Source organism: Microbacterium sp. ZXT2-5 (genome assembly GCF_055329545.1).
Map to the genome: position 1 here is coordinate 763,516 of NZ_JBUZWD010000001.1, position 25,448 is coordinate 788,963.

Sequence of the window (25,448 nt, forward strand, 5' to 3'; positions counted from 1 at the left end):
CCGCGAGGGCCGGATGCCGCTACTCGACCGTGACGGACTTCGCGAGGTTGCGGGGCTGGTCGACGTCGAGGCCCTTCGCCGTGGCGAGGCCCATCGCGAAGATGTGCAGCGGCACGACCGCGAGGAGCGGCTCGAAGAAGGGTCCGGCGAGCGGGATGCGCAGCACCTCGTCGGCCTTGGGCAGCACGGCGGCATCGCCCTCCTCCGCGATCGCGATGACCCGGGCGCCGCGCGCCCGGATCTCCTCGATCGAGGAGATGACCTTCTTGTGCATCTCCGCCGACTGGCGCGGCGACGGCACGATGACGAACACCGGCTGGCCCGGCTCGATGAGCGCGATGGGTCCGTGCTTGAGCTCGCCGGCGGCGAAGCCCTCGGCGTGGATGTAGGCGAGCTCCTTGAGCTTGAGCGCGCCCTCGAGCGCGATCGGGTAGCCCACGTGGCGTCCGAGGAACAGCACCGAGCGGGTGTCGGCCATCCAGTGCGCGAACTGCTCGATGCGCGGCTGCTCGCGCTCGAGGATCTGCGAGATCTTGCCCGGGATCGCCTCGAGCTCGCGCACGTGGTCGCGCGCGTCGGCGGCGCTGACCGCCCCGCGGATGCGCCCGATGTGCAGACCCATGAGGTACAGCGCGGTGATCTGGGCGACGAACGCCTTCGTCGAGGCGACCGCGACCTCAGGACCCGCGTGCGTGTACACGATCGCGTCGGACTCGCGCGGGATGGTCGCGCCCTGGGTGTTGCAGATCGACAGCGTCTTGGCGCCGCGCTCGCGCGCGTACTTGACGGCCATCAGCGTGTCCATGGTCTCGCCCGACTGTGAGATCGAGACCACCAGGGTGTCGGCGCCGATCACCGGGTCGCGGTAGCGGAACTCGTGGGCGAGCTCGACGTCCACGGGGATCCGCGTCCACTGCTCGATCGCGTACTTGCCGACCTGGCCGGCGTACGCCGCGGTGCCGCAGGCGATCACGATGATGCGCGAGATGCCCTGGAAGAGCTCGTCGAGGCCGTCGAGCTCGGGGATGACGACCTCGCCGTCGCGCACGCGGCCGCGCAGCGTGTTGGCCACGGCCTCCGGCTCCTCCGAGACCTCCTTGGCCATGAACGACGACCAGCCGCCCTTCTCGGCGGCGGCGGCATCCCAGGTGACCTCGAACGGCTCGACCTCGACGGGGTTGCCCGAGAAGTCGGTGACCTCGACGCCGCCGGGCGTGATCGCGACGATCTGGTCCTGGCCGATCGCCAGGGCGTTGCGGGTGTGCTCGACGAAGGCGGCGACGTCGGAGCCGAGGAAGTTCTCGCCCTCGCCGAGGCCGATCACCAGCGGCGAGTTGCGGCGGGCGCCGACGACGAGACCGGGCTGGTCCTCGTGCATGGCGAGGAGCGTGAAGGCGCCCTCCAGGCGCGAGACGACGGCGCGGAAGGCGGTGACGAGGTCGCGCGTGCGGCGGTACTCGCGGCCCAGCAGCACCGCGGCGACCTCGGTGTCGGTCTCGCTGCGGAACGTGAAGCCGTCGGAGAGCAGCTCGTCCTTCAGCTCGGCGAAGTTCTCGATGATGCCGTTGTGGATGACGGCGAGCTTGTCGTCGTCGGCGAGGTGCGGGTGGGCGTTGCCGTCGGTGGGGCCGCCGTGCGTCGCCCAGCGGGTGTGCCCGATGCCGGTGGTCCCGTCGGCGAGCGGGTGCGCGGCGAGGTCGTCGCGGAGCACCTTCAGCTTGCCGGCGCGCTTGCGCATGCCCAGGCCCCCGTCACCGTCGATGACGGCGATGCCCGCGGAGTCGTAGCCGCGGTACTCGAGCCGCGAGAGCCCGGAGATCAGAACGGCCTGGCTCTGGCGAGGGCCCACGTATCCGACGATTCCACACATGCCGACAATGGTAAGCGCGGCGGTTTGCGAGGAGACTGAACGAATAGCGGATGCCGCGGCGCGCGGCATCCGTCACCGTCCGCGTCGCGGGGCTCGTCGTCAGCCCGTGGGGCGTCGCGTGCGGTCGAAGCGCAGTCCGCTCTCGCCCTCGCCGGCGGCGGGGCGCACCGAGCGGGCGGTCCACTGCACCCACGAGCCGTCGGCGCGGCGTGCCAGTCGCGGGGTCCGCTGCACCCGCACGCCCTGCCGCGGGACTTCGCCGGCGAAGATGATCCGCTGCTGCTCCTCCGACAGCAGCACGCCCGCCGGCTGCACCGTCTGGTCGCCGCGGTCGAGGTCGGCCCGCTGCAGGAAGACGCCGCGCTCGCCCACGCGCGAGACGTACGGGAACCAGTTCGCGGGCACGAACGTGACCAGCTCGTACCCGAGCACCTGGTCGACGGGCTCGTCGCCGGGGTCGATGGGCGGCAGCGCCGGCGCCGGCGGCGGCACGACGGGCGCGGGATCGCCCGACGGCGCGGGCACGGTCTGTTCGATCGCCCACACCAGGTTCGCGGTCTCGTCGCGCACGAACCGCACGTCCTCGACGGGCGCGCCGCCGAGCGTGCTGGACGGCGCGGGGGGCACCAGGATCCCGGCGACCTCGGCGCGACCGCCCGGCCCTCCGCGGCGGGCCTCGCTGACGGCGTACATGCGCCACGGCGCGGCGAACCCGCCGGGCGGCACGGGGGACGGCTGCTCGTCGGCGAACCACAGCGAGCCGAAGGTGTCGCGCCACGTCACGCGCTGCACCCGCAGCACCCCTCCCGGCGGGCAGTCCACCGGCAGGACGAGCCAGTCGTCGCCGGTGACGAGCGCGGCCTCGACGACGAGCACGCGAGCCAGCTCGTGCGGGTCGGCCCACACCTGGCCGAGGTCGAGGTCGGCGTCCTCGAACTCCCAGAAGCGCGAGGTCGGCATGCCCGGGAACGTCAGCTGCGATGCCAGCAGGTGGCGGGTGAGCGGGACGGTCTCCGCGTCCCCGGCGTCGGGCGGATCCCGGTCGGGCTCGAGATCGAACGCCGCCCAGCCGATCTCGCCCCCGCCGTGCGCGGGCGCGTGCAGCACGGCGCTGGTCGTCGCGACCGCGAACTCGTACTCGAGCCGGCCGGGGATCCAGCTCGACGGGGTCGCCGACGGCTCGACCTCGGCGACGTACCACGCGAGCCATTCCGCCACGGCGGCCATGGCGACGCGCCGGCGGGCAGCCCCCGGGCGCAGCGCCGCCGTGAACCACCCGGGCGTGCTGCCGGAGAACGCGTCCGCGACCCGCGCGGCGTCCAGCGCCGCGCCGGCGAGCACGCCGTTCACGCCCGCCCAGTCCCCCGCCGGCTCGCCCTCGGCCGGGCTGACGTCCTTCTTGACCCCGCAGCGCCGGACGAGCGCCGCGACGGCGGCCGTCTCCCCCAGCTCGGCGAGCGCGTCCTGCAGCGCCCAGGCGACCGCGGCCGCCGCCCGAGGCGGAAGCGGGTGCGCGGACTCGTCCTCGACCAGCGGCTCGAGCAGCTCACCGGGATCCAGCGCCCGCCACCCTGACTCCGCACCGTCGAAGGGGCCGGGATGCCACGCGACGAGCGGATCGAACTGCGCGTCGACCGTCACCGCGAGCGGCGTGCCGGTGTCCTCGCCGGTGAGCTCGCCGAGCTGCCACTGGCGGCCGAGCAGCCACAGCGGGTCCCAGACCTGGGCCATGAGCCCCGTCGCCGGGTCTCCGCTCACCGGGTTGGGCTCGATCCTCGTCGTGAACGGACGGATGCCGCTGCGTCCGGGGAACGGCACCGCGCGGAACATGCCTGCCACCGTCAGCCTCCCTTCGTGAACGTCGAGACGATGTTCTGCGGCGACAGGAACAGCCGCGGGTCCACGACGTGCTCGTCGAACACCGACCAGTGGGGCACCCCGATCGCCGGCAGCAGCTCCCCCAGCTCCGGGACGTCGGCCGGGGTCGCGAGCCGCATGCGCACGAGCTCGCGCACCTCGTCGAGGAGCGTGATCACGCGCTCCTCGGTCCAGCCGCCGCCGTCGGGCGAGACGGCCAGCAGCAGCGCCTGCGGGGCGCGGGCGCCGGGAGCGTTCGCGTGCACCGCGAGACCGGTCGAGACCAGGTCCTCGCGCGTCGGGTCGGCCCCCTCGCTCATCGTGCGGCGCGCGGGCCGGTGCTCGGCCCACTGGTCGACCACGAAGCCCGCCATCGTCCCGGTCGGCGCGAACCGCGCCGTGGGCTCGAAGACGAGGGTGGTGACGGATGCCGCGGGTGGGTCGGCGTCGCCGACCCACCGGTCCGCCCCGAACACGGCCGCCCGCAGTGCTCCGGCGCGCTCGGTCGCGGAACGCAGCGCCGACAGCGTCGCGTACGCCGCGACGCCGGGGCGCACGGTGCTCAGGCGTGCCATCCACCGCCGCACCGGCAGTCCCGCGACGGGAAGCAGCGCCCCGGCGAGCTCGGGCGGGCCGGTCGGGTCGAGCTGCGGCACGACGGGCACGCCGCCCAGCAGCTCGGCGAGCGCCTCAGCGGGCGGCGCGGTCGCGGCGGCGGCGAGCCGCCCGGCGAGGAGCTGATCGAGGCCCGACACGTACGCCTCCAGGACCACCCGCCCCTCCTCGGCGGTTCCGGTGAGCGCCGCCGGGTCGGTGCCGTCGCCGATCCCGACGAGTGCGAGCTCGTCGGCACGGCGCAGCAGCGCGGCCCGGGTGGTCGGGACGGAACCCACCAGTGCCGCGAGGTCGTCGCGCGCACGCTGGGCGCGAGCCGTCAGCTCGGCCTCGTCGACGGCGAAGGCCGGTGCGGCCGCGCCGCCGGCGGCGACGAGATCCCGCGGCTCGACGGGTCGCGCGGTGGTCAGCACGGCGCGCGCGGCCGTCGCGAGCTCCCACGCGTCGCCGAGGCTGATGCGTCCTGGGCGCAGCGCGGCGTTCCCGGTCGGGGGCTCGGCGGGAAGCGACGGCCGGGCGCGCCGGCAGCGCGCCCAGAACCGGGCGAGGCCGTCGGCGCTGCCGTCCGCCGCGAGCACCAGATCGAGCGCTCCGAGGCGCAGCGCCGAGAGGAAGACGGAGTTGTTGCCGCGGAGGTGGATCGCGATGCGGTCGGCGGGGCCGAGCACGTCGCGGCACCACGCCTCGAGCACGGGATGGGCACGGGAGCGGATGCCGGGAACCCACCCGCCCGCCGCCTCGAGGCCGCCCGCGCCCGTGCCGCCGATCACCGCGACGCGCGCGGTGACGCCGTGCCGTTCGAGCGGCGACCGCGGCACCTCGGGCTCCTCCGGCAGCGTGTCACCCGACATCGCGTTCATCGCCGCCGTCGCGCGCGCGGCGTCGCCGCCCGCGAGCTGATGCACGCCCTCGGCGAGGAGCAGGTCGGCCACGGCATCCGCCACCTCGTCGAGCCGCGCGATGAGCGCGTGGACGTCGGCCACCTCGCCGGGCGCGGCGGGCGTGACGCCCGGTCCGGGGCTCGCGAGCTTGGCCTCGACCGCCGACGCCGGCTTGTCGCGCAGCGCGACGCCGTCGACCACCGCGCCGGTGTACGCCAGCGCGTCGTCGCCGCCGGCCGTCGCCGGCGTCTCGCGGCCCACCACGAGCGGGGCGAGGGCGCGCAGCGCCGGCACGAAGCGGTTGAGCGACAGGTCGGTCTCGTGCAGCCAGCGCTCGAAGCGGTAGCCGAGCAGCGCTCCGAGCTGCTGCCCCTGCCGCATGCCGCGCACGACGTCGATCGCCTCCCGCGCCCGGGTGCTGCTGAGGTCGATCTCGAGGGCGGCTCCCGCGCCGTCGCCCGGCGCGTGCGTCAGGCGTGCGCTGCGCAGCACCGCGGCCGTCGCGGCGTGCTGGGGCGACGGCGCCTGCAGCCACCCCGCGCCCGGTGAGCGCACGGCCTCGTCCGGGTCCTCCGGGCGGGGCGTGAGCGCGATGTCCTCCAGCCACGCGTACGACGCGACGGCGAGCCCGCGCGGCCGGTCCGTGCGCAGGCGGTCGAGCCGGCAGGTCGCGAGGGAGGTCGCCCACGCGTCCAGCCGGTGGGATGCGGCATCCAGCGCTCCGGCGAACACCCGCTCGCGCTGGGTCTGCTCCTGCCCGCGCAGCCGCGCCAGCCCGAGTCGCACGCGCGAGGCGGTGTCGGCGGCGAAGAGGTAGTCGAGGATCATGGCGGCCAGCTCCCGCACGCGGTGCGCGTCGCCGAACGCGAACAAGAGCCGATCCGACAGCGGCGAGCGCCGGAGCGCCTCGATGATCTCCTGCTCGCGCTCGCGGAGCAGTCCGAGCTCGTGCCGCGGGCGGTCGCTCGAGGTCATGCCCTCGAGGTCGAAGATGTCGGGCACGGTGATCTCCGCCATGACCGCGTCCAGCCGCAGCTCCTCCTCCGAAGCGTCGGGCCCCGGCTGCATGCTCCCTCTCAGCCGCTCCGCCAGCTGCTCGCGGATCTGGGTGCCGAGCCCGCTCTGCGGCTCGCGCAGGACGATCCCGATCTCCTCCTCGCCGAAGTCCATGGGGCGCATTATCGCGGCGAGTGCCGCGCGCGCGGCGGCGAGCGAGGTCGAGCGAGCCACCGTGATGAGCACCTGGAGCACGCTGTCCTCGAAGGTGAGGTCGTCGTGGTCGACGAGCGCTTCCAGCGCGTCCTCGTCGCTCTCGGAGACGAGCGGCAGGCCGAGCATGCGGGGCCGGCCGAGATGCGGCATCCGGCGCAGCGATCCCAGTCCGATCCGCAGCCGCTCCTCGAGCACGCGGGTCATGTCGGCGCGCTCCTCCTCGAGGCCCGGAGAAGAGCGCTTCAGCGAGGCGCCGAGCGCGTTGTCGGTGCGCAGCACCCGCCGCACGCGCACGTTGCGGCTCGCCGGGGCGAGTCCGAGGATGCGCGGAAGCGCCGCGGCGAGGTCGCCGTCCATCACGGTGGGCGGGGGTGCCGCCATGGTCCACCATCCGCGGGCGGCCCGCACCGCGAACGCGACGAGCGCATCCGGGCGGCCCGGCCGCCGCGGGGCGACCGGCTCGTACCGGGAGGTGAGCGTGACCGGAAGCAGTCCGTACGGCTGGCGCCCGGCACGCACCGCCGGAAGCGGACCGGACGGACGCACCCAGTCGGCGAGATGCTCGCGCACGTCCCACCGGTCGAAGGGCGACAGGGCACGGGCGGGCAGCGCATCGCGCAGCCACGTCTCCCACGTGACCGGCCACAGCACCTCCGCCAACGCTCTGGCCGGTTCGCCGTCGTCGGCGCCGGCGGGCCAGTCGTCGAACGCGGCCGGGTCGTCGATGCCGAGCGCACGGGCGACGGCGGCGCCCGTGCCCGGGCTCGGCGCCGGCGGGGTCGCCCCCGCGCTCCAGCCCGACCGCGCCGACTCGGTGTTGTTCGTGGGCGTCCCCGGGCCGACGAGCGCCCGATCGCCGTGGGCGCGCAGCGCGGCGAGCACGACGCCGGGCTCGGCATCCGGGTCCGCCTGGCGCACCCCCCACACGTACAGCCGATCGACGGTCGCGTCCCCCCGCTCGAGCCTCACGGTGACCGCGAGCCCGCGCTGCACCGCGACGTCGTAGTCGCGCATCCAGTCGGCGGGACCGGATGCCTCCTCGGCGAGCGCCCGCAGCGCCAGCGCGCGCTCGCGGAACTCGGCCTCCGCCTGCAGGCGATCCTCGCCGGGCGCGCCGAGGTGGCCGAGCCGGACGCCGAGGTCGCCGAGGTCGACCGGCTCGCCGTCCGCCGCGGACGGCACGCCGTCCTGCCACGCGACCACGCGGAAGGCGTCTGGGAGCAGCGCCGCGCGACCGGTCGCGTCGTCGACGGCGATGTCGTCGGGATAGAGGCGCACCCGCAGCTCGGTGACCGTCTCGCCGTCGCGGGTGGCGTGCCGGGACTGCGTCTCGACGCGCACCGGCACCAGCAGCACGGGCACCGACGGATCCACCTCGGCCCACACGTCACCCATGGTCGTCCTCGCGCTCGGTGGAGATGTCGTCGATCAGCGTCCGCACCCGGAACCCCACGCGCGCCGGCTTCTGGAACAGCGCCCAGGCGACCTTCGCCGCCGTCTCGGCGACCGCCGGCGCGTCCGTCGTCGCGGGCACCGTGGCCGGCAGGTGCCGCGCGCCCGCGGGCAGCCAGTGCCCCCAGGTCAGACCGTCGCGCGGGGGCGTCACGCCCGCCGGCGGGTCGATCTCGTCGAGGCCGAACCGCGGCGCACCGACGTGCTCGGCGAGCGTGAACCAGAACGCTCCGGCGTTCGGGGCCTCCCCGCCGGTGTCGGCGGCGGCCGCGGCGACGGCGGTGAGGTCGACCGCGACGAGCAGGAGGTTCGGCGTCAGCGCGAGCCGGAAGAGGCTCGCCACCGGGCGCGACGCGTACTCGACCGGGTAGTCGACGTTCGTGGACGCCGCGACGTTCGCGAGCACGTTCGGGAACCGCCGCACCAGCTCGCCGCGCACCACGAACACGAGTTTCCCGGCACGCGCCGGGTCGAGGTGGGAGCCGAGCTGGCCGGTGCGCATCGTATGCACCCCGCCGAGGAGGTCGGGCTCCGGCGTCCAGAATCGTCGCAGGCTCGTGGCCCGGCCGTCGGTGGGGTACTCCCGCCACACCAGCTCGCGGGCGAACTCGTGGTTGGCGCCGACCAGGAAGGCCTCCACGAAGGCGGCGTTGGTCTGCAGGGCGGTCACCATGTCGGGCTCGGGGATGGCTGCGACGCCGGGCATCAGCCATTCCCGGTCGTACCGACTGAGGGCTTCGTAGAGCGGATGCCGGAACTCCGGCGCCGCGAGCACCCGCTCCAGGTCGTCGGGGTCGCGGCCGAACAGTCCGGCGAGACCGGGAAGGCGCGTGCGCGCCCGCCGCGGCACCGTGAACAGCGGCCGAAGCAGGCCGACCAGGTCGAGCGCGGGGATGTCCAGGCGCTCGCGCGGCGGCTCGACCGGCTCGGGCGCGCCGCCCGTCGCGGCCTCGCCGAAGGTGGCGATCAGGTCCTCTCCGGGACGCTCGATGATCGGGATGAGGTGGTCGGGCGTGGGGGTGGTCTCGAACGGGTGGTTTCCGTCGTACCCGCGTTCGTCGAGCGCGGCGAACAGCGGCTCGAACACGCCCTCCTCGAGCAGCCGCGTCTCGAACGGCCCGACATCTGCGGGGTCGGTGCCCGTCTTCGGGAAGCGGGCGACGCCGGGGCCGGGCAGCTCCCACTCGTCACGCGTGCGGGACAGCTGCCACGCCGTGCCAAGGAGGATGCCGAGGTGTCGCAGGTGCACGCGCAGCCCCGGGGTGTCCTCGAGCGCCCGCACCTCGTCGGGGGTCGGCAGGGCGTCGAGGAGCTCGGACAGCAGCGCGGTCGTCTCGTCGTCGTCGGTGACCCCGCTCAGCAGCGAGACGTCCTCCTCTTCGAGGTGCGCCATCAGCTCGCTCGTCGCGCCTGTCGCCGGCCCGGCGACGGGCAGGACCCAGTCGGCGCCGGCGTCGCCGTCGGCGATGAGGCGCTCGCTCTGCGCCACGCGCTCGTCCGCTGCCGTGAACCGCGCGGTGCGCCCGAGCGGGCGGGCCATCCGGCGCAGCGCGCCGCCGAGCGCCGCCGGCGGAAGGGCGCTGGCCGCGACCGTCGCCCGCACGGTGATCCCGCCGAGGTCGACCTGGGCGTGCGCGCGCGCCGTGGCGGCCAGGAGCGGAGCGGACGGCATCCGCTCGATCGTCCGCCGGTGCAGCGCCGTCGACACGACGCGGGCGAACTGCGCGGCGCGCAGCACCTCGTTGGCCTCCCGCACGTTCTGCAGCTGCGACCAGGCCGCGGCCATCAGCGGCTCCTGGTCCATCTGCACCACGGCGGTGCCGAGTGCCGCCGCGACGCGGTGGGCGGGGTCCAGGTTGAGCTCGGCGAGCCAGCGCGGCTCGCCGGCATCGGCCGGGAGCACGTCCGTCAGCACGTGCGCGCCGCCGAACAGGGGCGGCCCCACCTCGGGGTCCGCCGCGGGGTCGGTGCTCGCATCGACGAGCGCTCGCAGCCGCGCGGTGGCCGCGGCATCCCACCGTCCCTGATCCGACGGTTCGGGCTCGCCCGACGCGGTGGGCGCGATGAGGGCGCCATGCACCGCGCGAGGGCCGTCGGCGGCGGCCACGGTGACGCCGCTCCCGGGCTGCGACGTGTCGACCCAGCGCCGGCCCAGCCCGTCGGCCGCCGGCACCGGCACGATGCTGCGCGCGAGCTCCTCGAAGCCGCCCTCGTCGCCGGTCGCGAACTCCCACCGGTCGTACACCGGCAGCACGACGGTGTCGGCGCCGCCCGGCCCCCACGCCCACGCGAGCGAGTCGATCGTTCCGCCGCGGATGCCGGCGCGCCGTCCGGCCTCGAACGTCGGCACGACGAGCGCGGTCCAGCGCTCGTGCGGACGCAGCCGGGTCGGGCTCACCAGGCGCGACAGGTTGAGCTGCGGCGACCCCAGGTGGCGCGTCAGCGCCTGGTCGTCGTGACCCTTGCCCGACACCTGCGCGTGCGCCCACGCCCACGCGTCCTCGGGCGGCGGCAGCTCGGCGACCGGCACCTCGACCGCCGGCGGCAGGTCGGGACCCGCGGGCGCCACCTGTCGCACGATCGATGCGGAGGGCACGACGACCAGTCGCAGCCACGGCGGCAGGCGGCCGGACGCGGGCGCCGCGGGCGTGAACATCCACGGCAGGTCGGGCGCATCGAACTCCACGTGGACGAGGTCGCCGGTGGGAGCATTGCCCGTGCCGGGCGCCGGGTGGCGCCGGATGATCTGCGCCGGATCGATCCCCAGCACGTCTCCCGGGCCCCGCAGCGTGATCGGCTGCGAGACGGTCTCGCTGCCCGAGCCGTCGGTGAGCGCGAACGACACGTCGACGGTGGTGCGGGCGCGCGCGCCCTCGGTGAAGACGGGTTGCCGGATGCCGGCGGCCGCGCCGGTGCGGAAGTACGGCAGGAAGGTGAAGCTCGCCGCGCCCGCGTCCTCCGGGGCGATCGCTGGGATCCGGGCGGTGACGTCGAAGACCTTCATGACTCCGCCGCCCTCATGTCGCTGCCACCTTGGTCATGGCGGCCAGGCCGCCGAGCGCTCCGCTCGCGGTGTGGACGGCGTCGGTCCACGGCGCGAACTCGGCGATGACGGCACCCGTGCGCACGTCGGTGACCCGCGTCTCGCTCACCGGCCGCACCGCGATGCGCCGCTCCAGGTCGTCGGCGCGGTAGCGGTCGCCGATGCGCAGCCCGGTCGCGCCGGCCGGCCCCGCCTCCAGCACGACGCGCGCCCACCCCGACAGGTCGAAGAAGCCGACGCCGGCCCGCTTCTTCTCGGGCGCCCCCGGCCACGAGTCGTCGTAGGTCATCGTCGCGTCGGTGGCGAAGCCGCGCAGCACGCCGGCCTGCGTCGTGGCGTCCGCCGGGTCGATCGCGAAGCCGCCGGTGCGCTCCTCGAACTCCGGGGCGGCGAGCTGCGCGTCCTTCGTGAGCGTCATGAACTGGCCCACCCCGAACGTCTCGGCGACGGCCGAGTGATCGGCATCCGTGCGCCCCGGTCCGTCCGGACCGATCTTCACGGCGCCCGAGAGCGCCAGACGGCACCCCGCGGGCTGGACGGATGCCGCGCCCCACCGGTCGAGCGTCATGTCCAGCGGCGCGAGCCGCTGACTGGCGCGCACGAGGCCCCACGGCTCGATCACCAGGGCGCCGTCGGGCAGTGCGGCCAGGCGCACCGGTGACCGCACGCCCTGCCGGTCGATGCGCTGCCACGCCCGCGGATCGCGCAGCGCCTCCGCCACGAGCGCCAGCGGACGCACGGTGGGCGGCGGGAGGGGAGCGGCCGCGTCGCCGAACTGCACGGGACCGAACGAGATGCTCGGGTCGGGCAGCGGCCACGGCAGCGACACCTTGCCCGTGCCGCGGACGCGCCAGGGGCTCGGACCCGACAGGTGCAGCGAGAGCGAGACGCCGAACAGCGAGCACCCGAGCGCCTCGACGTGCGCCCGCGCGGTGGCGTCGACCTCGAAGCCGAAGGGGTCGAACTGGATGAGCGCGTCGAGCGTGAGCCCACCGCGGACCGCCGCGACCCCGACCGAGTAGGCGAGCTCGATCGAGCCGCCGAACTGCACGGTGTTCGGCGTGAGGGCGACGTAGCCCTGCACGCGGAACTGCAGCCCGATCGGCGGCGACATCTCGGCGCCGATCCTGCCGAGGTCGGCGAGCTCGGGCGGCTTGCGCGTGTACGTCGGGTGGAATCCGCCGGCGCTCAGCACCACGGTGCGGTCGTCGCCGAAGCGCACCAGCATGCCGATGCCGCCGTAGACGGAGAAGAACCCGATCCGCGAGGAGTACAGCTCGGCGCGCAGCAGGATGATGCCCCGGCCGACCTGAGCCATGACGGCGGCGCGCAGGTCGATGATCGCCGCGCTCTCGCTCGGGATCACGCAGCGCGCGCGCCCGAGCACGATCATCACGGGATCGGGGGCGGCGAGGAGGACGGCGACATCGAGGGTCATCAGCGTGACGGGACGGCCCCAGCCCAGGCGCAGCATCGGTCCGATGACGAAGCCGCCGGCCCGAGGCGGGAACACGCGTCCGAGGGTCTGCAGGATCGTGGGGGCGGCCTTGCGGACGTCCTCGGGGAACAGCAGCCTGTCCAGCACGCCGTCCTTGAGCCCCGATGAGATCGCGGCCGGATCGACCGTCACCCCGAGGCCCACGATCCCCCCGACCGCGTTGAGGGTGAACAGCAGCCCGAGCTCGATGGGCACGGCGAAGCTGACCGACATCACCGCGACGAACGACATCCCGTCGGCGCCGCGCGAGCGAAGCAGGCCGAACGCCGTCACGGTGACCGGCCCCAGGACGAGATCGAGCACGCCCCCGTAGCCGTCGGGGAGCACGAGGAGGTAGCCCGAGCCCTTCACCGGGCCCGCGCTGAGCGACAGGCCGATGCCCCGCGGCAGCACCGGCACGATGGCACCGGCCCCCTCGCCGAAGGGCGGCGCGCCGCTGAGGATGCGCCCGGGGTCGAGCACCAGCAGCACGCCGGAGCCGTCCACCCGGGCGCCGATCACCCCCGCGACGTCGACGGCGAGCCGGCTGCGCACGGTCAGCGCCACGGTGGCGCCCGAGGGCTCGAGCGCCAGCTCCATCCCTTCGAGGTCGACCACCTGCGCCTCCAGGCGCGCGGGCAGTTCGATCGGCCCGAGGCTGCCGCCGGCGGTGAGCCCGCGGTGGTCCACGGTGAGCTCCAGGTCGGCCGCGGCGCTTCCCGCGGCGCCGACGAGGATCTTCAGCACGCCGTCGGTGCGCTCCCCGAGGTCGATGCGCACCTCGCCGCCGCGCACCGACATGCGCAGACCGGTGTCGGACAGCCCGACGGCGAGGCGGATGGTGCCGGCGCGGAACAGCGCGACGCGCACGTCACGCCGCGCCCACGCGAGCTCGACCGCGGTGGGGGCGGCCGTGGCCGTGGGCTGCTCCAGGCCGAGTCGGCTGACGAGCGCCCCCGGCGGCCGGGCGTCGACGGCCTTCTTCGCAGCGGCGGTCGCGTCCACGCCGAGCAGTGCGGCTGCGGCGAAGAACTCCTTGACGGCGGCCCACGCCGCGGTCGCGGCACCGGCGATGTCGCCGGCCGTCGCCTTTGCCTCCGCGACGTCGGCCTGGGCGAGGCCTGCCGCGAGCCGCGCGGCGACGGGCGCGGTGTCGGGCGGCAGCGCGCCGCCGACGAGCTCCTGCAGCTTCGCCGGCGTCGGGATCGCGCGCAGGCGCCCGACGATGTACTGGAGCGCGGCCCGGAGGAGCCGGGCGGGCAACTCGTCCATCCCACCCCCTGGGACGACGGATGGAGCGTGGTGTGACAGCACGTGCAACCGCACGGACCGTCGCGCCGCATGCGGCACGGCGGTGCGAAGAGCGCCAGACTCGAACGCCGCCCACCCCATCGGGCGGTGTCATCTATGAACTTGGCCCTGCCCGGGTCGGATGTCAACCACCCTCCGGGCGCGGGCGCACCTCCCTTGGAGGCATCCGCTCGATCGGCCGCGCGTCAGAGCTTGCGCAGCAGCACCGTCTCGACCGTGTGGTCGGCCGCCTTCTGCAGCACCAGGTTCGCGCGGTGCCGCGTGGGCAGCACGTTCTCCTCGAGGTTGGGCAGGTTGATGGAGTTCCAGAACCCGAGGGCGCGCTCGACGGCCTCCTCGTCGGACAGCTGCGCGAACACGTTGAAGAACGAGTTCGGGTTGCTGAACGCGGCGCGACGCAGCGCGAGGAAGCGCTCGACGTACCACTGGGCGATGTGCTCGGCATCCGCATCGACGTAGATGGAGAAGTCGAACAGGTCGCTCACCGCGACGTCGTTGGGCGTGGGCGGCGGCTGCAGCACGTTGAGCCCCTCGACGATCACGATGTCGGGGCGGCGCACGGTGATGACCGCATCGGGCACGATGTCGTACCGCATGTGCGAGTAGAAGGGCGCGCGCACCTCGGGGGCGCCGCTCTTCACCTCGGTGAGGAACGACACGAGCGCTCGGCGGTCGTACGACTCGGGGAAGCCCTTGCGCTCCATGAGCCCCCGCCGCTCGAGCTCGGCGTTGGGGTACAGGAAGCCGTCGGTCGTGATGAGCTCGACGCGCGGCGTGCCCGGCCAGCGGCTGGTGAGCTCGCGCAGGAGGCGGGCGATCGTGGACTTGCCGACGGCGACCGAGCCGGCGACGCCGACGATGAAGGGCGTCGTGGAGTCCGTCTCGCCGAGGAACGCCGACTCCTCGGCTCCCAGGCGCTTGGTGGACTCGGCGTACAGCGACAGCAGCCGCGACAGCGGCAGGTAGACCTGCGCGACCTCGGCGATGTCCAGGCGATCGCCGAGCCCGCGGATCTGGACGATCTCGGTCTCGCTGAGCGGCTGCGTCACCCCGGCGGCCAGTCGCGCCCAGTCGGCGCGCTCGATCTCGCGGTAGAGGGACAGAGCGGGGGCGACCACGCCCGTCTCGTGCAGGGTCGCTTCATCGGCGGACATCGCGCCCATCGTATCCGGTGGTGCACGCGTGACGGATGCCGCGCCCCTGCTCCGCCCCGCGCCCCGCCGCCCCGGCGCCCCGGCGCCCGGGTTCCCGTTGCGAAACACCGCATCCCGGACGAGACACCACGCCGCTCCGCGGTGCCTCGTCGCCGATGCGGTGTATGCCCTGAACGACCTTGCGAAACACCACATCCCGCACGAGACACCACGCCGCCCCGCGGTGCCTCGTCGCCGATGCGGTGTATGCCCTGAAGGGTCGAGGGCGGGAACGGCGCGGGGGGCCGCGCCGCTAGGGTGAACGGGTGCGCCTCGGAGTCCTCGACATCGGCTCGAACACCGTCCATCTGCTTGTGGCCGACGCCCGTCCGGGAGGCAGGCCTCTCGCGACCACGAGCCAGCGCACCGTGCTGCGGCTCATGCGCTACCTCGCGCCCGACGGCTCGATCACCGACGAGGGCGTGACGGCGCTCGTCGACGCCGTCACGCAGGCCCGGAAGGTCGCGGCGTCGGAGAACGTCGACGAGCTCCTGGCCACCGCGACCTCCGCCGTCCGCGAGGCGAAGAACGGCCCCGAGGTCATCCGGCTCATCGAGGAGGCGCTCGGCCAGCCGCTCCAGGTGCTCGGCGGCGAGACCGAGGCGCGCTACACCTTCCTCGCCGTCCGCCGCTGGTTCGGCTGGGCGGCCGGCCAGATCCTCCTCTTCGACATCGGCGGCGGCTCGCTCGAGATCGCCGCCGGAGCGGACGAGCTGCCCGAGTCGGCGGCATCCGTCCCCCTCGGCGCGGGCCGCATGACCGTGCGCTTCCTGCCCGACGACCCGCCCGGCGAAGCCGCCGTCGAGAAGCTCCGCGACCACGCGCGCGCGACCCTCGCGCCCGTCGCGAAGTCGTTCGGCGCGCTGCCCCGGCCCGATCACGTCGTCGGCTCCTCCAAGGCGATCCGGTCGCTGGCGAAGCTGGTCGGCTATCCGGTGCCCGGATGGTCGGGGATCGAGCGGATGCTGCTCCCGCGCGACGCCCTCGGCTCGTGGATTCCGCGGCTCGCGCGCATTCCCGCGTCCGCCCGCCAGGAGCTGCCCGGCATCACGGCGGACCGCACCTTCCAGATCGTCGCGGGCGCGGTCGTGCTCCACGAGGCGATGCGCGCGCTGGATGTCGATGAGCTCGAGGTGTCGCCGTGGGCGCTGCGGGAGGGCGTCCTGCTGCGCTACATCGAGGAGCTGGGCTGGTAGCCCGACCCGCTCAGCGGCGGGTCACCCGCTCAGCGGCGGGTCATTCGTCGAACTCGGTGAAGGCCGCGTAGATGCCGTAGACGGCGAGCGCTGCGACGTGCCACTCCTCGGGTCCCTCCGGGCCCATGGTGACGATGCGGGGCGCGTCGATCATCGCCGGGTTGATGCGCCGGTGATCGGTCATGCCGTCGATCGTGGCCATGATCGCCACGGCGAGGTCGCGCTCGTCGACTCCGGGGCGCATCCGGACGCCGAGCGCGCCGTTGAGCGTCCGGTACAGCTCGGCCATGCGCTCGCAGTATCTGTCCTCGATCTCGGAAAGCAGCGCTCTGATCTCGTGCCCGCCGGGAACGGCGTCGCCGCTCGCGAGTGCGGCCGACATGGTCTTGTACGCCCGGTAGGCCACGGAGTGCTCGACCGCGACCACGTTGTGGGCGACGGCGAGTCGGACGACCCTGCGAAGCGCCACGCCGCGGCCGACGCCGGCGGGCTGGTCGGTGTCCGCCGCGCCCTGCGCGATGGCCCCCTGCAGCAGCTGCAGCGTCTCGCCGTCGAAGCCGGTGTCGAACCCTGGGTCGGCGTCGAACAGCGCCCGCACGAGATCGGCGACGAAGGCCCCCCGGTCGGGCCAGATCCGGAAGACGGTGGACCGCGGCACCCCCGCCACGCGGATGAGGTCCTCGAGCGCGATGTTGGAGTAGTCGAGCAGCAGCCCCTCGGCCTCGACCCGCTTCACCGCGGTCTCGAGCATCAGCGCGCGGGTCTCGCCCGCAGGCCGACGCGTCCGGGGAGGATCAGGAGGGTGCACGCCTCGATTATCGCCCCGACCGCGACCGCGCGCCGCACCGGCGTCCGCGGGGGTCGCGGTGCCGGGTCCCCACAACCCGGCACCGTGAGACCCACGAAGCGGCACGGAGCCGTCGGTCGGATCAGCACGCAGGCCACCCCAATGGCCGCGCGCCCTCGCCACTCTAGAGACTGGAAGTCTCATATCTCAAGTCGAGCTTCCCGGGACGTCCGCGCAGCCTCGTTCCCGTTCGGGGTCAGCCGCCCGCCAGGGGCGCCTCGTCCACGCGCTCGGGGACCTGCCGCACCAGCCGGTCCCCCTCCCAGCGCACCGGCATCGGGTCGGTGACGCCTCCGACGAAGAGGCCGTCCTCGCCGACGTGGCGGAAGGCGAACAGCAGCCACTGCCCGTCCGACCGGCGGCGCAGCAGCCGGCCGACGTAGAGCGACTCATCGGTGAGCGGGTACGCCGCGTCGACGTCGAACGGCCCGAGGAGACTCTCCGCCGGCACCGCCCACGTGCCGCCGTGGCTGCCGCGGCGCGAGGCCGTGGCCTGGTCGCCGAGGCACGAGAAGATGAGCACGGGCCTGCCGTCGACGACCTCGGCCTGCACCACCTCGAGCTGCCCGAACCCCTCGGGACTCGGCGCCGACAGGGGCTCGCGCAGCTCCCACGCGCGCAGGTCGGCCGACCACGCGTGCCCGATGACGCCGCGGCCGTCGACCGGGCCCTCCGGCGCGCGCGCGGTGAGCAGCATGTGCCAGCCGTCCCCCTCGGGGTCGGGGAACACCCACGGGTCGCGGAACGCCTCGTCGTGCCAGGCGCCGCTGGACAGCTTCTCGTACCACGGCCCCTCCGCCTCGAGCACGGGGCCAGGGGCCTTGGTCCACACGTGGAGGTCGGGCGAGGTCGCGTACCCGATGCGCTGGATGTTCTTGCCGTCCGGAGCGGCCGTGGCGCCGGTGTAGAAGAGGAACCACGTGCCGTCCGGATGCCGCACCACCGAGCCCGTCCACGTCGCGAGGTCGTCGAACGCGGGGGCGTCGCTGCGCACGAGCGCGTCCTCCACCTGGGTCCAGTTCACGAGGTCGGTCGAGACCGCGTGACCGATCGAGGCGCGGTAGTGCCGGGCGTCGGGGTCGCGCAGCGCGCGCGAGGCGTAGAGGAAGAAGAGGTGGTAGCGGTCGCCGTCGTCGGCGAACCAGAAGTCCCATACCCAGGAGCCGGGGAGGTCGAACACAGTGATCCTTCGAGGTCTTGCGCGCGGTCGGTCGATCGCGCGACATGCGGTCGGTTCACGGCCGTCGCGGCCGTGAGAGGTCGGTCACGGCGCGGCCGTGAGAGGAGGGGTCACGCCGTGCGCGCGACGGTGAGCTCGTCGCGCCGGGGCGGGTCGGCGCCCGGGCGCGACACGGTGATCGCGGCGGCGCGCGCGGCCCGCTCGAGCAGCGCCGCCACCTCGGCGGAGCGGATGCCGCCCCCGGGCGCCCGCAGGTCGGCTCCGGTGATGCGGCGCTCGAGCAGGCCGTCGATGAGCGCGCCCATGAACGTGTCGCCGGCGCCCACGGTGTCCACGACGTCGGTGGGGATCCCCGGGACCACCACCTCGCCGTCGGCGGTTACCCCGATCGCGCCCTGCGAGCCGAGGGTGACGACGACGAGCGCCGGACCGCGGGCCACCCACTCGCGTGCGATCTCGACGGCATCGCGCCCGGGTGCGAGCCAGTGGAGGTCCTCGTCGCTCGCCTTGACGACGTCGGCGAGGGCGACGAGGTCGTCCACCCGGGCGCGCACGCGCGCGGGGTCGTCGACGAGCGAGGGCCGGATGTTCGGGTCGTACGTGATGAGCGCGCGCGGGCGGGCCGCCCGCACCAGGGCCACGACCTGCGCGTCCCCCGGGGCGAGCACCGTCGCGACCGAGCCGACATGCACGAGGTCCGCCGTCGCGGCGAGCGCGCCCTCGAGCCCGCTCACCTCGGCGCCGAGGTCCCACTCCAGGTCGAAGGAGTAGGTGGCGGCCCCGGCCGCGTCGAGGTGCGCGGTCGCCGTCGCCGTGCGCGGGGCCGCCGAGGCGGCGACCTCCACGTCGGATACCTCGAGCCAGCGTCGGATCCGCCGCCCCCGCTCGTCGTCGCCCAGGCGCGTGACGAGCGCCGGCCGCCGGCCCAGGCGGCCCAGGGTGAGCGCCGTGTTGGCCGGGCTTCCGCCGGGGGCCTCGTCCACGGCACCGATCGCGCGATGGACGATGTCGACGAGAGCCTCGCCGATCACGAAGACGCGGGGTGAGGCGGCGCCCACGTGTCCGGGGCCGCCGCGGGGCGCGGCATCCGTCGTCATCCCTTCACCCCGCTCGCCGCGATGCTGCTCACGAACGCCCGCTGGAACACCAGGAACACGATGAGCACCGGGATCGTGATGAGCGACGTGTACGCCATCACCTCGCCCCACGCGGTGTTGAGCTGGAAGAAGTACTGCATGCCGACCATCACCGGTCGCAGCTCCTCCTTCTGCACCACCATCAGCGGCCAGAGGTACTGGTTCCACGCCGGCAGGAACGTCAGGATCGCGACCGTCGCGAACGCGGGGCCTGACAGCGGCACCAGGATGCGGCGGTAGATCGTGAACCAGCTGGCGCCGTCGATGCGGGCGGCCTCGTCGAGCGACTTCGGGATCGTGGAGAAGTACTGCGTGAACAGGAAGATCGAGAACGCGTTCGCGATGAACGGCACGATCTGCACCTCGTAGGTGTTCAGCCAGCCGAAGTCGTACTTCAGCACGCCGCCCTCCATGACGAGGGTGGGCAGCTGCGCGACCCAGTAGACCATCGGCACCGCGATGGTCTCGAACGGCACGATCAGCGTCGCGATGACGATCGCCAGGACGACGATGCGGCCCTTCCACTCCAGGCGTGACAGCGCGAACCCCGCCATCGAGTTCACGATGAGGCCGAACCCGACGGTGAGCACGGTGACGAACACGGAGTTGAACAGGAACCGCGCGACGGGCACACGATCGAAGACGCCGAAGTAGTTGGCGAGGCTGATGTCTCCGGTGGGGAGGAACGCGTTCACCGAATCGATGTCCTGCAGGATCTGCGCGTCGGGCTTGAGGCTCGAGACGAACATGAACACGAGCGGGAACAGGAACAGCACGCCGAACAGCGACATCGCGACGTACACGAAAATCTTGCCGCGCAGCCGATGCGATTTCTCGCTCGCCGTGGTCCGGACGCGTCGAGGGCGCTCCGACCCGCGTGATGCGGTGGTGAGGGTTCGGGTTTCGGACATGGCTCAGTCCTTCTCTCGCGTCAACCGTCGCTGGATGAGCGCGATGATCAGCACGGCGACGAAGAAGATGAGCGAGATCGCGGCGGCATAGCCGATCTCCTGCTGCTCGTAGCCCTTCCGCACCGCGTGGAAGACGATGGTGGAGGTCGCGCCCTGCGGGCCGCCCTGGGTCATCACGTCGACCTGCACGAACAGGCCGAGCGCTGCAATCGTGATCGTGACGAGCACGAACACCATGGTCGGGCGAAGGCCGGGCCAGGTGACGTTCGTGAACTGGCGCCACGGACTCGCGCCGTCCATCCGGGCGGCCTCGTAGAGCTCCTCGGGAATCGTCTGCAGACCCGAGAGCCAGATGATCATGTGGAATCCGACGGCCTGCCAGATCGACATGAAGATGATCGCGCCGAGTGCGGTCTGCGGATCGTTCAGCCAGTCGACGCCCGACCACAGCCCGAAGGTGAGGGCGTCGATCATCGAGTTGATCAGGCCGTCCTGCTGATACATGAACTTCCACAGGATCGACACGACGACGATCGAGGTGACGACGGGGATGAAGAAGATCACACGGAAGGCGGTGACCCCGCGCATGCGCCGATTGACGAGCACCGCCAGCAGGAGCCCCAGGGCGGCCTGGACGGGCACGACGACCAGCGCGAAGATCGCGGTGTTTCCGACGGACTGCACGAACAGCGGGTCGGCGGTGAAAGCGCGGACGAAGTTGTCCATCCCCACGAAGCGCGGGGGGTTGGGTGAGATGAGTCGCGCGTTGGTGAACGACAGCGTGAAGGCGAGGATCACGGGGATGATCAGGAACAGGACCAGGAGGATGCCGGCGGGGGCGATCATCCCGAGTCCTGCCCACGTCTCGCGCCCCTTGATGGAGCGGAAGCGACGGAGTTCGCGCCGAGGTTCTTCGGCGGCGACCGTCGGTGGAGTGACAGTCATGGCAGGTCTCTCTGAGGATGCGCCGGCGGGGGCATGAGGCCCCCGCCGGCGCGGCGGATCACTGGAAGCCGTAGCCGTCGTTCGACTCGATGTTGGCGTCGATGTCCGACACCGCGCGATCGAGCGTCTCCTGCACGTCGGCGCCGCTCATGATGTCCTTCGCAGCGGTCTCGAACGTGGCCGAGATCACCGCGTATGCGGGGGTCTCGGGACGCAGCACCGCGTACTCCTGCGAGAACTCCACGAACGGGCGCAGGGCGCCGTCGTCGCCGAAGTACTCCGATGCCTGCGCGGCCGCCTCGGTGGCGGGGATCACGACCTGCTTGTCGGCGAACTCGGTGATGTACTCGTCCTGGAAGCTGAACTCGAGGTACTCGCGGGCGCCGTCGGCGTCGTTGCACTCCGAGGAGATGCCCCACTGCCACGAGCCGCCGCCGATCGCAGGTCCGTTGCCGAGGTCCGGCGGGGGCAGGATGAGCAGGTCGTCTCCGACCGCGTCGAGCGCGGCGACGGCGTTCCACACGCCCGTGTAGCTGAGCGCCACCTCGTCGTCGACGAACTCCTGATTGCCCACGGTCCCGCCGTTGTCGGCGTACCCGTCGGCGAAGAGACCGGCGAACCACTCGCCCCACGCGACCGCCTCGGGCCCGTTGAGCGCACCGTCGGCGGTCAGCATGCTCTCGCGGTCGATGAGGTCGCCGCCGAAGCTCTGCAGGAGGGGCGAGTAGGCGTACGGCCACCACTCGCCGGTGTCCTCGGCGCCGATGTCGATCGGCGTCTCGTAGCCGCTCGCCTTCAGGGTGGCGAGGGCCTCGCCGAACTCATCCTGCGTCCACGGCTCCTCCATGGTGGGGATGCGGATGCCGTTCTCCTCGAGCACCGACTGGCGGGCGAAGATCGCCAGCGCGGCATCCCAGTAGCCGGCTGAGTAGATCTCGCCGTCCCACACGCCGACCGCGGTGGGCAGCAGCGAGTCGGTGAGCTCGGTGGGCAGCTCGAGCGGCTGCAGGTAGCCCGCCCACGCCCAGTTCGGCATGATCGGCCCGTCGAGGTCGAGAAGGCAGGGAAGATCGCCGGATGCCGCGGCCGCGACGATCGCGTCGTTGTAGGCGCCCTGCGGGAACGACTCGTGCACGACCTGGTACTGGTCCTGGGAGTCGTTGAAGTCCGAGATGATCCGCTCGTAGACCTCGAGCTCTGCCGGGTTGCCGGCGGAGTGGGTCCACATCGTCAACTGGGTGCGGCCGTCATCGGTCGTGGTCTCGCCTTCACCGGCCTGCCCGCAGCCGGTCAGGGCAAGGGCCGAGACCAGTCCGGCAGACACGAGGATCGGGGTCCTTGTGCGCATGGTTGTGGTTTCCTTTTCTTGTGACCTACGCCTGCGTAGGTCATCGGTCGGGGGCCGCCTTCGGCGGCCGCTCGTTGTGTCAAGCCCGTCGCCGGTTCTGTTTGCCGACGTGTGCCGGCGGCGGGCCCACGGAGTCTCGTCGGATGACGGGACACTCCATCAGGTGCGCGGCGTCCTCATCCCCTTCCGCACGGACGCCGAGTGCGACCTCCATCGCCCAGCGACCCATGTCGTAATGGGGCAGCGCGATGGTGGTCAGAGGGGGATCCTGTTCCGCGGCGACGAGCTGCTGGTCGTCGTACCCGACGACCGACAGATCCCGCGGGATGTCGAGGCCGCGGCGGTGTGCGGCGATGTACACGCCCACCGCCATACGGTCGTTGAAGCAGAAGACTGCGGTGGGGCGCTGCTCCTCGGGAAGCTCGAGCAGCCGCTCGAATGCGGCGCGTCCGCCGCGGGCGGTCGTCTCACCGTGCACGTGGAGCGCGGGGTCGACGGGGATGCCGGCCTCGGCGAGGACCTCGAGGTAGCCTTCGTGGCGCAGCGTCGAGGCGATGGGGTTGTCGTCGGTGTCGATGTAGGCGATGCGCCGATGCCCCGCGGCGACCAGTTCGCGCACGGCCGCCGCGCCCCCGGCGCGGTCGTCGGGGACGACGGAGCGGAATCCCCCGCCCTCGGGCCGACAGTCGAGGAAGACCGCCGCCGCAGGGAGTCCGGTCGGGGCCGGGACGATCTGGTGCCACATGCACGCGTAGATGATCGCGTCGACCTGCTGCGCGGACAGTGCGCGGATCGCGTCCGCTTCGATGGCGCTGTCGCCGCCGGTGTCGATGAGGAAGAGCAGGTGGTCGTTCTCGCGCGCGGCGTCCTGCGCGCCGGCGAGCATGTCGCCGGCGAACGGCGTCGTCGCGATCTGGTCCGAGATGAGTCCGACGGTTCGGGTCTGCTGGGTGCGCAGCCCGCGGGCGACCGAGCTCGGAGCGTATCCGATGGAGCGGGCGGCCTCGCGGACGCGTGCCCTGGTCTCCTCCGAGATGCGGGATTCGACGTCGTTCATGACGAGGGACACGGTCGTCACAGACACACCGGCTGCCGCCGCCACGTCTGAGATCCGAGCCCGGGCCATCGTCGACACTCCCTCGTGCTAAATCGATTTATCGAACGAAACTGATTATGAACCGCTGTCGCGCTCGGCGTCAAGTGCGAAGTCTGGATCGATGCGGAGACGACGCGGCGAGCGACGTTGAGGACGCCCGGTTGAGCATGGCCCAGCCACGCTCAGCCGGCATGGCTCAGCCGGCCAGGCGGAACCTTCTCGGAGGCGGTTCGATGTCGAACACAGCAAGGCGGAGCGCGAGCCGGGGGACCAGCACGAGCGGATCGCCCCTCCCCGGCGGCGGATGAAGGACGAAGTCGCCGAGCCCCTCGCGGGTGATGCGCCAGCCACCGTGATGCAACTCCATATGGTGGAACCTGCAGAGGAGGATGCCGCGGTCGATGTCGGTCCTGCCCTCGTCACGCACCCACTCATCGATGTGATGCGCTTCGCAGTAGGACGCCGGCCGGTCGCAGCCTCGCCACCGGCACCCACCGTCGCGGATCGCGAGGGCGATCTTCTGGTTGGGGCGGTACAGCCGCGCCTCGCGCCCGAGGTCGAGCGGATTGCCGCCTCCGTCGACGGTGACGTGACGGGTGGCCGTGTCGCACATGTGCTGGGCGGCCAGCCAGGCTGGCAGCACCGTCTGGTCGTCTTCGATCAGCGCCACCGTCGGCGCACCCGAGCGCTCCTGGACGATCGCGTCGGCGGGCACCACGATGCGCACGCCGGCCTGGCGGGCGCCGAACACCGTCGCCGCGTCGGCGAGGGCGCCGGCGCACAGCAGGTCGAGGAAGAGGTCGTACGCGAGCTGGTCGTTCGTGCGCGGGTCGGCGACGAGCTCTTCGGCGCGCGCCTTCTCTTCGGAGTCGACGAACCGCGGGCCGCCTCGTCGGGGCCGGAGCGCCGAATCCCAGATGGTCTGCGCCCACGCGCCGCCGAGGTCGTCGAAGACGATCGAGCCGCGCCGCACACCGTCGGCATCGCGCCACAGCCGGAAGGCGCGTCCCTCGAACCGCTGGTCGAACCGCCGCTGGGCGCCTGCCGGGTCGAGTTGATCGCGGATCGTCCGGGCGGCTCGGCCGAGCTCTTCGACCGTGCGTTCCCGCGCCTCGGCGATGAGCTGCTGGGCTGCCAGCATCCACGCCTCGCGCCAAGCCTCGCGCGCCCGCGCGACGGCGTCGAGCCCGTCGTCTTGGCTGGAGGCGGCGAGCGGATCGGGCTCGGGTGGCTCGCCGAGTCCCCGCAGGATCGCGTCGTGCTGGGCCGACCCGATCGCTCCGGCCAGCAGCGCCCGTCCGAGCGGAGCGTGCCACGGCTCGGGCTCCCCGCCGGCCCCAACCCCGGCCCTCGGCCCCGGTCCCACGCCGACCCCGGCTCCCGCCCCTTCACACGGCGGAACCGCCGGGTCCGAGGCATCCGTCATCGCATCGCGCCCGGGATCGATGCCGGCCAGCGTGCGCAGCGATTCGCCGAGCCGGACGTGCTTGGCCGCCTCGGCTCTCGTGGCCCCGGTGATCTCCTGGATCAGCGACGCCGGATTGCGGTGGCCGCGCTTCTGCGCGAGCCCGGTGTGACCCGCCTCGCGGGTCGATCGCGCAGCGGCCGCACCCGACGCCGCGATACGCACCTTCTCTCCGGCGCGCACCAGACCGGTCGCGGCTTCGAGCGCAGCGACCACCCCGTCGTCGCTGAGGCGATCCAGTGCGAGGGGCAGCAGCTCGGCTTCGACATCACCTCCGAGGGCATCGCGCAGCACCTCGAGATGCTGCGCGAGATCGGAGAAGAATGCCATATCTGATCATGGCATCGACCTCAGACATTCGTAGCTCTGTTCCCATGCGGGGGGAAACGACGAGGAGGCCGGTCCTACGACCG

15 protein-coding genes are annotated in these 25,448 nt (G+C 73.2%); 1 reads left to right on the forward strand and 14 read right to left on the reverse strand.

Going from position 1 to position 25,448, the window contains the following annotated elements; all coding sequences use genetic code 11:
- Window positions 1-19: 19 nt before the first annotated feature.
- The 6 genes from glmS to coaA all read right to left on the reverse strand — a co-directional run bounded on the left by glmS (window position 20) and on the right by coaA (window position 14,872).
- Window positions 20-1,870: a glutamine--fructose-6-phosphate transaminase (isomerizing) gene (glmS, locus tag ACZBH1_RS03345; RefSeq protein ID WP_336398155.1), complete on the reverse strand. Its 1,851-nt coding sequence runs from the start codon at window positions 1,868-1,870 to the stop codon at window positions 20-22.
- A 99-nt stretch (window positions 1,871-1,969) separates the two neighbouring features.
- The gene (locus ACZBH1_RS03350; protein WP_463645506.1) at window positions 1,970-3,709 is read right to left on the reverse strand and encodes a hypothetical protein; all 1,740 of its coding nucleotides are present in this window, start codon (window positions 3,707-3,709) and stop codon (window positions 1,970-1,972) included.
- Between the two features lie 2 nt (window positions 3,710-3,711).
- Window positions 3,712-7,830: a hypothetical protein gene (locus tag ACZBH1_RS03355; protein WP_463645507.1), complete on the reverse strand. Its 4,119-nt coding sequence runs from the start codon at window positions 7,828-7,830 to the stop codon at window positions 3,712-3,714.
- Window positions 7,823-10,891, reverse strand: coding sequence for a hypothetical protein (locus tag ACZBH1_RS03360; RefSeq protein ID WP_463645508.1), 3,069 nt, complete (start codon window positions 10,889-10,891; stop codon window positions 7,823-7,825). The genes ACZBH1_RS03355 and ACZBH1_RS03360 overlap by 8 nt, the downstream gene beginning before the upstream one ends.
- A 13-nt stretch (window positions 10,892-10,904) precedes the next feature.
- Window positions 10,905-13,679 (reverse strand): DUF6603 domain-containing protein, encoded by a 2,775-nt coding sequence (locus tag ACZBH1_RS03365; protein ID WP_463645509.1) that lies wholly within the window; start codon window positions 13,677-13,679, stop codon window positions 10,905-10,907.
- 224 nt (window positions 13,680-13,903) lie between these two features.
- A complete protein-coding gene (coaA, locus tag ACZBH1_RS03370; protein ID WP_336398150.1) occupies window positions 13,904-14,872 on the reverse strand; it encodes a type I pantothenate kinase in 969 nt (322 codons plus the stop codon).
- Window positions 14,873-15,177: 305 nt separating this feature from the next.
- Here coaA and ACZBH1_RS03375 point away from each other — a divergent pair, with 305 nt between their 5' ends.
- Complete coding sequence (locus ACZBH1_RS03375) at window positions 15,178-16,107, forward strand: Ppx/GppA phosphatase family protein (RefSeq protein WP_336398149.1); 930 nt, start codon at window positions 15,178-15,180, stop codon at window positions 16,105-16,107.
- 40 nt (window positions 16,108-16,147) lie between these two features.
- Here the strand turns inward: ACZBH1_RS03375 and ACZBH1_RS03380 are convergent, their stop codons facing one another.
- From ACZBH1_RS03380 to ACZBH1_RS03415, 8 genes are all read right to left on the reverse strand, one after another.
- Window positions 16,148-16,915, reverse strand: coding sequence for a hypothetical protein (locus ACZBH1_RS03380; protein ID WP_463645510.1), 768 nt, complete (start codon window positions 16,913-16,915; stop codon window positions 16,148-16,150).
- Between the two features lie 235 nt (window positions 16,916-17,150).
- The gene (locus ACZBH1_RS03385; RefSeq protein ID WP_463645511.1) at window positions 17,151-18,134 is read right to left on the reverse strand and encodes a family 43 glycosylhydrolase; all 984 of its coding nucleotides are present in this window, start codon (window positions 18,132-18,134) and stop codon (window positions 17,151-17,153) included.
- A 110-nt stretch (window positions 18,135-18,244) separates the two neighbouring features.
- Window positions 18,245-19,231, reverse strand: a complete 987-nt coding sequence (locus ACZBH1_RS03390; protein ID WP_463645512.1) for a carbohydrate kinase family protein — start codon at window positions 19,229-19,231, stop codon at window positions 18,245-18,247.
- Entirely contained in the window at window positions 19,228-20,181 is a 954-nt protein-coding gene (locus tag ACZBH1_RS03395) for a carbohydrate ABC transporter permease (protein WP_452324107.1), read from the reverse strand. Before ACZBH1_RS03395 ends, ACZBH1_RS03390 begins: the two co-directional genes overlap by 4 nt.
- 3 nt (window positions 20,182-20,184) lie before the next feature.
- Window positions 20,185-21,126, reverse strand: coding sequence for a carbohydrate ABC transporter permease (locus ACZBH1_RS03400; RefSeq protein ID WP_336398144.1), 942 nt, complete (start codon window positions 21,124-21,126; stop codon window positions 20,185-20,187).
- Window positions 21,127-21,184: 58 nt separating this feature from the next.
- Window positions 21,185-22,474 (reverse strand): sugar ABC transporter substrate-binding protein, encoded by a 1,290-nt coding sequence (locus ACZBH1_RS03405; RefSeq protein WP_336398143.1) that lies wholly within the window; start codon window positions 22,472-22,474, stop codon window positions 21,185-21,187.
- A gap of 79 nt (window positions 22,475-22,553) precedes the next feature.
- Entirely contained in the window at window positions 22,554-23,600 is a 1,047-nt protein-coding gene (locus tag ACZBH1_RS03410) for a LacI family DNA-binding transcriptional regulator (RefSeq protein WP_336398331.1), read from the reverse strand.
- A gap of 166 nt (window positions 23,601-23,766) precedes the next feature.
- Window positions 23,767-25,365: an HNH endonuclease signature motif containing protein gene (locus ACZBH1_RS03415; RefSeq protein WP_463645513.1), complete on the reverse strand. Its 1,599-nt coding sequence runs from the start codon at window positions 25,363-25,365 to the stop codon at window positions 23,767-23,769.
- Between the last annotated feature and the right edge of the window lie 83 nt (window positions 25,366-25,448).